General features: G+C 72.5%; 7 protein-coding genes and 1 rRNA gene (1 of these 8 running past the window's edge). 2 read left to right on the top strand and 6 right to left on the bottom strand.

Annotated elements, in window-relative coordinates; genetic code table 11:
• Window positions 1–80, bottom strand: a 16S ribosomal RNA gene (locus HS048_RS11790); it reaches 1,444 nt to the left of the window's first position.
• Window positions 81–600: 520 nt separating this feature from the next.
• Here HS048_RS11790 and HS048_RS11785 point away from each other — a divergent pair.
• Both HS048_RS11785 and HS048_RS11780 read left to right on the top strand, forming a co-directional pair.
• Window positions 601–1,734: an AI-2E family transporter gene (locus tag HS048_RS11785; RefSeq protein WP_196466961.1), complete on the top strand. Its 1,134-nt coding sequence runs from the start codon at window positions 601–603 to the stop codon at window positions 1,732–1,734.
• A 4-nt stretch (window positions 1,735–1,738) separates the two neighbouring features.
• A complete protein-coding gene (locus HS048_RS11780; protein ID WP_196466960.1) occupies window positions 1,739–2,470 on the top strand; it encodes a helix-turn-helix transcriptional regulator in 732 nt (243 codons plus the stop codon).
• On the opposite strand, the gene HS048_RS11775 is transcribed toward HS048_RS11780, so the two are convergent.
• The 5 genes from HS048_RS11775 to HS048_RS11755 form a co-directional block, all read right to left on the bottom strand.
• Window positions 2,449–3,318 carry a hypothetical protein gene (locus HS048_RS11775; RefSeq protein WP_196466959.1) on the bottom strand — a complete coding sequence of 290 codons (870 nt, stop codon included), beginning with the start codon at window positions 3,316–3,318 and terminating at the stop codon, window positions 2,449–2,451. The genes HS048_RS11780 and HS048_RS11775 overlap by 22 nt on opposite strands.
• Before the next feature lie 217 nt (window positions 3,319–3,535).
• Complete coding sequence (locus HS048_RS11770; protein WP_307832433.1) at window positions 3,536–4,375, bottom strand: PhzF family phenazine biosynthesis isomerase; 840 nt, start codon at window positions 4,373–4,375, stop codon at window positions 3,536–3,538.
• A gap of 184 nt (window positions 4,376–4,559) precedes the next feature.
• Window positions 4,560–6,371: a hypothetical protein gene (locus HS048_RS11765; protein ID WP_196466957.1), complete on the bottom strand. Its 1,812-nt coding sequence runs from the start codon at window positions 6,369–6,371 to the stop codon at window positions 4,560–4,562.
• Window positions 6,371–7,432, bottom strand: a complete 1,062-nt coding sequence (locus HS048_RS11760) for an AAA family ATPase (protein ID WP_196466956.1) — start codon at window positions 7,430–7,432, stop codon at window positions 6,371–6,373. The genes HS048_RS11765 and HS048_RS11760 overlap by 1 nt, the downstream gene beginning before the upstream one ends.
• Before the next feature lie 18 nt (window positions 7,433–7,450).
• Window positions 7,451–8,884: a hypothetical protein gene (locus HS048_RS11755; protein WP_196466955.1), complete on the bottom strand. Its 1,434-nt coding sequence runs from the start codon at window positions 8,882–8,884 to the stop codon at window positions 7,451–7,453.
• Window positions 8,885–8,916 lie beyond the last annotated feature (32 nt).

Raw genomic sequence — 8,916 nt, 5'->3', positions numbered from 1 at the left:
GAAGGGCCTTTCCGCTCGACTTGCATGTGTTAAGCACGCCGCCAGCGTTCGTCCTGAGCCAGGATCAAACTCTCCAAACAATGTCTGAACAGTTCCCATCCCGGCTGAAAGCATCCATGATGGATGATCCAACCAAAGGAATCCGTCCTCCCGACCCTCAGGGATCGGGTGGGACGGGGTTGTGCATCATGCACTGGCTTTTAGCACACTGTTGAGTTCTCAAGAAACGGACGCGTTCTCCGTCCGAGCGGACCGTGAGGCCACTCTCGCGGGGCGTTCCACTTCGTTGCGTTCCCATCTTACCGTATCGTCCGTTTCGTGTCAATCCGACCCGATTCGTCCGATCCCGGTCCGACCGGAACCACCCCGTTTCCGGGGCAACCCCTCTAACTTACCTCGACATCCCGTTCGTGTCGAACCGGATTTCGCCGGGACGCACGCGTCCCACCGAAGAAGCTGATCAGAGGGGGTTTCCGAGGTCCTCGGCGATCTCCGCCGACCCCCTCGGGCCTGTGAACTATATGTACGGCCCGCACCCCCGTCAAATCAGCCGCTTCCCCGGCCGAGACGTGTTCTCCGCCCCCTGGGTAGGTACCGGACGTGACAGATCAACGAGTGCTCCCCCGGCCACTGGTCTTGCTGCTCTGCACGGCGGGCGCCGTGGTCACGCTGGCCGGCGTCAAGGCGGTCGGCTCCATCCTCGGCCCCGTACTCCTCGCGCTGGTGCTCGTCATGGCGGTCTCCCCCGTCAGGACCCGGCTCGACGCGCGCGGCGCCCCCGGCTGGCTGCAGGTCGCGGTCCCGCTGGCCATCGTGCTGGTCGTGCTGCTCGGCATGATGGCCGTCCTCACCCTCTCCGTCGCGCAGCTGGCCGGTCTGGCCCCCACCTACGGCGACCAGTTCGGTGAGATCGTCGCCCAACTGCGGGATTTCGCCGCCCGGCTGGGGATCGGCGGAAAGCAGATCGACCAGGCGATCAGGTCGTTCGACCCGGGCAAGGTCTTCACCTTCGTGCAGGGGTTCGCCTCCGGACTGCTCGGCGCCTTCTCCGGCCTGGTCCTCATCGTGGTCCTGCTGCTCGCCATGTGCCTGGACGCGCGCTCCTTCTCCAAGGTCCTCGCCCACGGCCGGGCCTCCCGGCCGAAGCTCGTCGCGGCGCTCGACGACTTCGCCCACAAGACCCGCCGCTACCTGGTCGTCTCCACGGTCTTCGGCCTCGTCTGCGCCGCGCTGGACGCCGCCGCGCTCTGGGCGCTGGGCGTCCCGCTCCCCCTCCTGTGGGGCGTCCTCGCCCTGATCACCAACTACATCCCGAACATCGGCTTCGTCATCGGGCTCATCCCTCCCGCCCTGCTCGGCCTGCTGGAGGGCGGATTCGAGACGATGCTCCTGGTGATCGCCGCCTACATCGCGATCAACTTCGTGGTCCAGTCGCTCGTCCAGCCCAAGTTCCTCGGCGACGCGGTCGGCCTGTCCACGACCGTGACGTTCCTGTCCCTCATCGTCTGGGCCTTCGTGCTCGGCCCCCTCGGCGCCCTGCTGGCCATCCCGCTCAGCCTGCTGGTCCGCGCCGTGCTCATCGACGGCGATCCGCGCGGCGGGTGGGCCGCGGCGCTCGTCTCCGGAGAGCTCCCTGCCGAGGGGGAACGCGATCGCGCCTCCTCCGGTGACGGGTCCGCCCCGCCCGCGGAACCGGGAACCGCGCCTCCCCCCGGGGCCTCCGCCGTACCCTGATGCCATGTACCGCGAGTGGGCCCCCGACCCCGTCCTCGCCGACCGGCTCGTCTGCGTCTGGACGCGCGTCACGGCGTCCGGCGGCACCGGGCTGGTCGTGCCGGACGGATGCGTCGACCTGGTCTGGGGCCCGCGCGGGCCGCACGTGGCCGGGCCCGACACCGGGCCGATGCCGGTCGCCATGTCCCCGGGCGACCGCTACACCGGGATCCGGTTCCGGCCGGGCGCGGTGGGCGAGGCGCTCGGAGTGCCGGTCGAGGCCCTGCGGGACCTGCGGGTGCCGCTGACCGACCTCGGCGGACTGCCGGGACTGGACGCCGAGGCCGTGTCCGCCGCGATCGCAGCCGCCGGGACCGCGGGCGACGGAGACGTCCGCGGCGTCCTCGGGGCCGTCCAGGAGTCGCTGGCCGTACGGCTGCGTGCGACGCCAGGGCCGGACCCGGCCGCGCCGGTGGTCGCCGAGGCGCTGCGGACCGGGCGGAGCGTCGGGGAGGTCGCCCGGGATCTCGGGCTCAGCGAGCGGCAGCTGCACCGGCGGTGCGTGCGGGCGTTCGGGTACGGTCCCAAGACGTTGCAGCGGGTCGTCCGGTTCCAGCGGGCGGTCCGGCTGGCCCGGCGCGGGGCCGGGCTGGCCGAGGTGGCGCTGGCCAGCGGCTACGCCGACCAGTCGCACATGTCCAACGAGGTGCGGCGGCTGGCCGGCGTGCCCCTGCGTCAGCTCGTCAGCCGGCCGTAGGCCTTGAGCGTCCTCAGCCGCGACACGGTGAGGAACCCGCCCCACTCGTGGGCGACGACCGGCGTCCACATCGGGAAGTTCGGCGCCCAGCCGCCGTCCTCGCCCTGCTGGTCGATCAGCGCGTCCAGGTGCGCCTCCAGCACCTCCTCGCCGAAGAGCGGGAGGGTGCCGGGCTCGGGAACGAAGTCCAGCGGGAAGTGGGCCTCGCCCTCCGCCGCCGGGTCGAGGGAGACGGTGGCCAGGATCGCCTCGCGGAGCCGTGCGAACTCGTCGTGGGCACGGTCGCGGTCCGGGGCGTGCTCCAGGAAGTGCAGGATCGCGCGGGCGGTGTAGGGCTGGAGCTCGCTCGTCCCGCCGATGGCCGCCCAGGTGAACTCGGTCGCCGGGCCGAGCCACGGGTGCTCGATCTTGTGCTTGTGCAGCAGGCCCGCGATGGAGGCGGTCGGCACCAGGGAGCCGGGCGGGTCGTCGGGGGTCTCCCACCAGGGCGCGCGGGGCGAGGTGCGCACGCTCGGCAGCACGAACGGCACCCCTCCGTCGGGCGCGGTGACCGTCAGCAGGTGGTCGCAGGCCCGGATCACCATCGGGTCGTCGAACGCGTCCAGCTCGTCGAGGATCCAGAACGCCACCTCGACCGGCTCGGGCTGGCTCTCCGGACCGCGCAGGTCGGGCTCCAGGGCGTTGCCGAACCCGCCGTCGGCGTTCTGGTAGCCCCGCAGTACGGCCAGCGCCCGGTCCACCGGTCCGCCGTCGAGCAGCCTCTCGCACCTCAGCCGGTCGATCAGCCGGGCGTTGAGCAGCAGGTAGCGCCTGGCCGCGGCCAGGGCGTCGTTCGTCAGCGTCTTCATGCCCCGACCGTACGCCCGGCCGCCGCCGGGCGTCTTGCAGGAATCGGACGCGCGCCGCCCTGCCCGCTCCGCGGATCGGCGATCCGGGAGACCGGGGGCCAGACGGCCGGGCGGCGGGGACCCGATGGTCAGAGTCCAGAGGCAAGCCGGGAGGCCGGAGGCCAGACGGCCGGAATCCGGAAGCAGACCGGGAGACCGGAGGCCGGAGGCCGGACGGTCAGGGGATCTCCATCGCGACAGCGCCGCCGCTCACCCGGGTGCGGCCGTCGGGCTCGGCGATCGAGACCTTCAGCTCGCTGGGCCGTCCCATGTCCACCCCCTGGATGACCGTGAACTCCTTCACTCCGTCCTCCAGGGCCCTGAGGTAGCCGCCGAAGGCGGCCGCCGCGGCCCCGGTCGCCGGGTCCTCGACCACACCGCCCACCGGGAACGGGTCGCGCGCGTGGTAGCGCCTGTCGCTCTCCCGCCAGAAGAGGTTCACGGTCGTCCAGCCGTGGCGGGTCATGACCGACCGCAGCGCCTCGAAGTCGTAGTGGAGGTCCGCCAGCCGCTCGCGGGAGGCGGCGGCGAGCATGAGGTGGCTGACCCCGCCGAAGGAGACGTGCGGCGGGAACGCCTTGTCCAGCTCGTCGCGGGACCAGCGCAGCGCGGCGAGCGCCTCGTCCAGCGCGTCCTCGGCCACCGGCGCGGAGCGGGTGGGCACGCTGGTGAGGGTGGCGAGCAGCGCCTCTCCCTCGATGCCGGTCTGCACGGCGATCTCTCCGACGTTGGTGCGGAAGGCCAGCGGACCGGTCCCGAGCCGTTCGGCCAGGGCCACCGCGGTGGCGATCGTGGCGTGCCCGCAGAAGTCGACCTCCGCCGAGGGCGCGAAGTAGCGGACCCGGAAGACGCGGTTCTCGTCGTCGCGCTCGGTCAGGAAGGCGGTCTCGGAGTAGCCCACCTCGGCGGCGACGGCGAGCATCTCCTCGGCCGTCAGACCGGCGGCGTCCAGGACGATCCCGGCGGGGTTGCCGCCCGCGGGGTCGTGGGTGAAGGCGGTGTAGCGCAGGACTTCCACGTTGTTCCTCACATTTCCAGGAACCTAGCAGCCGCCGTGTCCGGGACCGCGCTTCGGACCGTGCTCCGGACCGCGTCCCGCCCCGGAGCGCGGACCCGGACCCGGTCCGGCCGCCGGAGCCCGGGGCCGCGCCGAAGGAAGAGTGTCCTTCCCGGCTTCCCCGGATTCCCCGGCCGGCGCCGCCTCACCTCATCCGGAAGACCGGACCGCGGGGGGCGAAGGGGAGGCGGGCGCCCTCGGGGATGAGGAAGGCGTGCTCGCGCCGGATGCGGAGCACGTCGCACCACCCGTCGGTGATCACCAGGATCGGGCCTGCGGGTGGGAAGTCCTCGGCCCGTTCCAGCAGGTTGACTCCGGGTTGCAGCACGGTGCCGCCCCGGCCGCAGACCCGGACCCGGTTCGCGATCTCCTCCACCGGGAGGTATCCGGCGTCGTAGGCGGCGGCGTCGCAGAACACCACGCGGGCGCGCGGCACGTCGCGGGCCGTGGCGTAGGAGGCGATGGAGCCGAGGGCCTTGCCCAGGAGCCTGGTGTCCATCGAGCCGGAGGTGTCCAGGACGACGCCGAAGGTCGCCCGCCGTACGAGCTCTTCGGGGCGGATCCAGCCGGGGCGGGGGATGTCGGGGCTGGAGGCCTGGCGGCGGGAGGCGCGGGCGTAGGAGCGGTGCCGGTCCGCGGAGGGGACGTGCTCGTCGAACCAGCGGGCCAGCGCGGCGTCCCAGGGCAGCGGGGGCTGGTCCAGGGCGCGGATCTCCTGCTCCAGGCCGGAGGGGAGCAGTCCCCTGCCGCTGTTGTGGTGGTAGGCGAGCCCGGTGCACAGGGCGTTGCGGTAGTACTCGTCGAGGTCCATGTGGCGGCCGGGCGCGCCGGGGTGCGGGAGCGGGCGGTCGAGCACGTCGCCGAGGCCGCGCCCGCGCAGGGTGCCGAGCTTGCGCAGGCGGCGCAGGTCCGCGGCGATCCGGTCGTAGACGGCCTCGGCGGACAGCCCGGCGAGCGACTGGTCGTACAGCAGGCCCTCGGGCATCTCGCCGACGGCCATCTCCACCAGCCAGCCGTTGATGACGTAGTCCGCCGCGACGTTCCACAGGTAGGGGTCGCGTCCGCCGACGCGCTCGCCGTGGCGGAGCGCGGCGTGCAGCATCTCGTGGGCCAGCACGAACCGCCACTCCTCCACCGACATCCGTACGAGCGGATTCACGTAGATCTCGGCGGACTCGGCGCTGACCGCCGCGATCGAGATGTCCCAGCCCCTGGCCAGCTCCACGTCGGCGACGATCTTCATGCCGGCGGCGAGGGCGCCCAGCAGCGGGTAGGAGGAGACGAACCAGCGCAGCGCCGCATCCCACGGCCCGTCGACGTGCCGGTCCGCCGTGGAGCGGGGTGCGCCCGCGAGGTCCAGCGCGGCGGTGGCCGTGTCGGCGACGCCGATCGCGAAGTTCCGCTGGAAGTCCATCTGCTTGGCCGTCTCCTCGTCCCCGATCACGAAGTCGGGCGGGCCGGTCGGCTCGTATTCGGCCGGCAGGCCGAGGCGGCGCCACCGCTCCGACAACGTGGTCTCGTCCTCGTGGGGCAGCTCGGCCGGGAGCGGTTCGGGGCAGCGGCCGAGCTTGAGGGTGCGCAGGAAGCGGTCGACGGCCAGGCAGCAGGCGGCCCGGTAGGCGGGGTCGGGCAGGAAGGCCGTCTCCCAGCGGTCACCGGTCCTCTCCCCGATGTCCCCGGGCAGGGCGGAGCGCGGGTCGGCGTGGCCGAAGCCGAGGTGGAGCAGGAGGTGGGCGAAGACCCACGCCCACTCCTCGGGTTCGGCCCGGCGCCTGGGGTGGTGGCGGACCCTGCCCTCGGCCGAGACCGCGCCCCAGGTGTCCGGTGCGAGCTCGCCCTCCCGGGCGACGTGCAGCCGGTAGCGGTAGGCGCGGAAGAGCGGGTGGTCCGTGGTCAGCCGCCATCCCTGCTCCGCCTTCTGGCGCCAGGGATCGACCTTGGCCTTCTGCCCGGGCATCAGTTCCTCGCGGCGACGAGGCGGGGCAGGTCGCGGCCCACCTCGACGAGGAACCAGGTGGGCAGGGCCGGGGCTCCGTTCGCGTCGTTGGCGATGACGAGCTGGGCGCACTCCAGGGAGATCTCGGCCAGCTCGACCAGGAGCGTCTTCGCCCGGAACGCCAGGTCACGCCCGCGGGAGGAGGCGCCGCGCTTGTCGGCGGGCAGTTCCTTCATCAGGCGGGCGCGGAAGGTCTCCGACAGGAAGTACAGCAGGTCGCGCTCCTCGGGGGCGCGGGGCCAGGGGACGTCGCCCTTGAGCACGGCGTCGAGGTCGTAGGCGTGGCGGACCGTCTTGACGTAGGCGCGGAAGGCGGACGCGTGCGCGGTGGTGAGGGTGCCGAAGGCCAGCACGGCCAAGGTGTCGTCGTCGATGCCGTCGCCGTAGGAGTGCATGACGTCGGAGAGCATGTGCCAGGCCCGCGGTGAGGAGAACGGCTCCTCGGTCTTGGGCGGGGCGCTCCACAGGTGGTCGGGGCGCTGGGTGAGGTACTCGACGATCCAGGGGTGGATGCCGTTGTCGGCGGCCCAGGTGAGCCAGTCGGTGACCGAGGCCCGCAGGTGGACGTGGACCAGGCGGTTGACCAGCGCCGAGGCCATCGGCCGGGCCAGCGCGTTGTCGGTGGCCCGGTTGCCCGCCCCGATGACGACGGAGCCGGCGGGCAGTTCGTAGGCGCCGATGCGCCGGTCGAGGATGAGCGAGTAGAACGCCTTCTGCACCTCGGGCGCGGAGGCGTTGAGCTCGTCGAGGAACAGGCAGTACGGCTCGTCCCGCGCGATGGTCTCGGGCGGGGCGAACCGGCTCCGACCGCCGACCAGCTCGGGCACGCCGATGAGGTCCTCGGGGGCGAGCTGGGTGCCGAGCATGGTCACGCACTCCAGCCCGAGCGCGTCGGCGAAGTCCCGGACGAGGGAGCTCTTGCCGATGCCGGGGGCGCCCCAGAGGAAGACGGGGCGCACCACGGCGACGTGCAGGAGCACGCCGGGGAGTTGCGCGGGGGTGACGGTGACCGTTGCCTGCATGCCGACAAGAGTGACAAGTCACCCCGGCGTCCGCACCGGGTTTTCCGTCCGGTCGGACGGCTGCGGGGCCGGTCGGCCGGGTGCCTCTCCCTGCACGCAGGCGACCGAGACCCGGCGGTCCCAGGGCATGGCGTAGGCCAGGATCGGCAGCAGCGCCACCGAGGCCTGGGCCCACGCCGCGTGCTGCGTCGACCAGATCTCCCAGGACTGGGTCATGGGGAGGTAGCCGTACCCGGCCCACAGGCAGACGCCGATGACCGCGGGCCAGTAGAAGCGGTTGGGCGTGGGCCGCGCGACGAGGAACGGCATGAACCACAGGAGGTACTGCGCGCCGAGGCGGGGGGTGACGACCATGAAGGCGAGCAGCACGGCGGTGGTGAGGTCCACCGGATCGGCGCGGCGCCACAGGAAGGCCGTCACCAGCACCGTGACGTAGATCAGCCGGGTGCCGAAGGTGGCGATCCCGGAGTCGAGCGTCCAGTCGCCTCCGACGAGGATCGCGCTGTAGCCCCACTCGCCGACGATCGGGCGGATGTCCCCGATCGTGCGCAGGGCCTGGACGATCTCGTCCAGGGAGGCGTTCAGCAGGAGGGGTTCGGTGACGATGAAGAGGACCGGCATGATGCCGGTCGCCACGAACGCGACGGCGCGGGCCCGGACGGTGGGCAGCAGCAGGAGCATGCCGGGGATCAGCCAGATCGGCCAGCTCTTGGCGCACAGGGCCAGTCCCATCAGCAGTCCGGCGAACAGGGCGCGGCGCAGCGCCGCCCGGTCGCCCTCGCGCGGGGTGAGCCCCCGGGCCGTCCCCTGGCGCAGCGCGCGGCCGATGCCGTACTCCCTCGCCCGCCGTACGGCGCCGCCGAACCCGTGGGCGGCGACGGCCTGCCGGACGTAGGTGACCGGGTCGTGGCGCAGGCCCGGCCGGTCGGGGTCGCCCGGACCGCGGGCCACGACGAAGGCGGCGACGCCGAAGACCAGGGCGACCGGCTCGACCTGGCCGTGCACGGAGGCGACCAGGATGGCCAGAGGGTTGCAGGCGTACTGGAAGGCGCGCAGGGAGGCGACGGATCCGCCGGCGAGCCTGCCGACCAGGGGGATCAGGATGATGTCGGCCACCACGGTGACCAGGCGGCCGCCCCACTCCCACGGGATGCCCAGCCAGAGCAGCAGGCCGTACACGTACGGGATGGTCGGCAGGAAGTGCCAGCCGCCCTTGCTGCCCAGGACCGGGTCCTGCCCGTTCAGGACCGCCTCACCGGCGGGTTTGAAGCTGTTGACGAAGTCGACCGGCTGCCACTCGCTCATGGCCGCGACGGCCATGATGAGCAGTCTGAAGCCGACCCCGACGGCCAGCACGACGGGCAGCGACGGGCGCCAGCCCCTCCACTGCGCGACGACGGCGAGCACGACACCTGTGACGAGGACGATCCCCGTGAGAATTGCGTTGTCCATGGCGGCCCCTAGCCTGCCTGATCCGGGGAGCG

The organism is Planomonospora sp. ID91781 (assembly GCF_015711595.1).
Taxonomy (GTDB): Bacteria; Actinomycetota; Actinomycetes; order Streptosporangiales; family Streptosporangiaceae; genus Planomonospora; species Planomonospora parontospora.
Note: the sequence above shows the minus strand (reverse complement) of the source record. Positions and strands in the feature narration are given on the sequence as shown.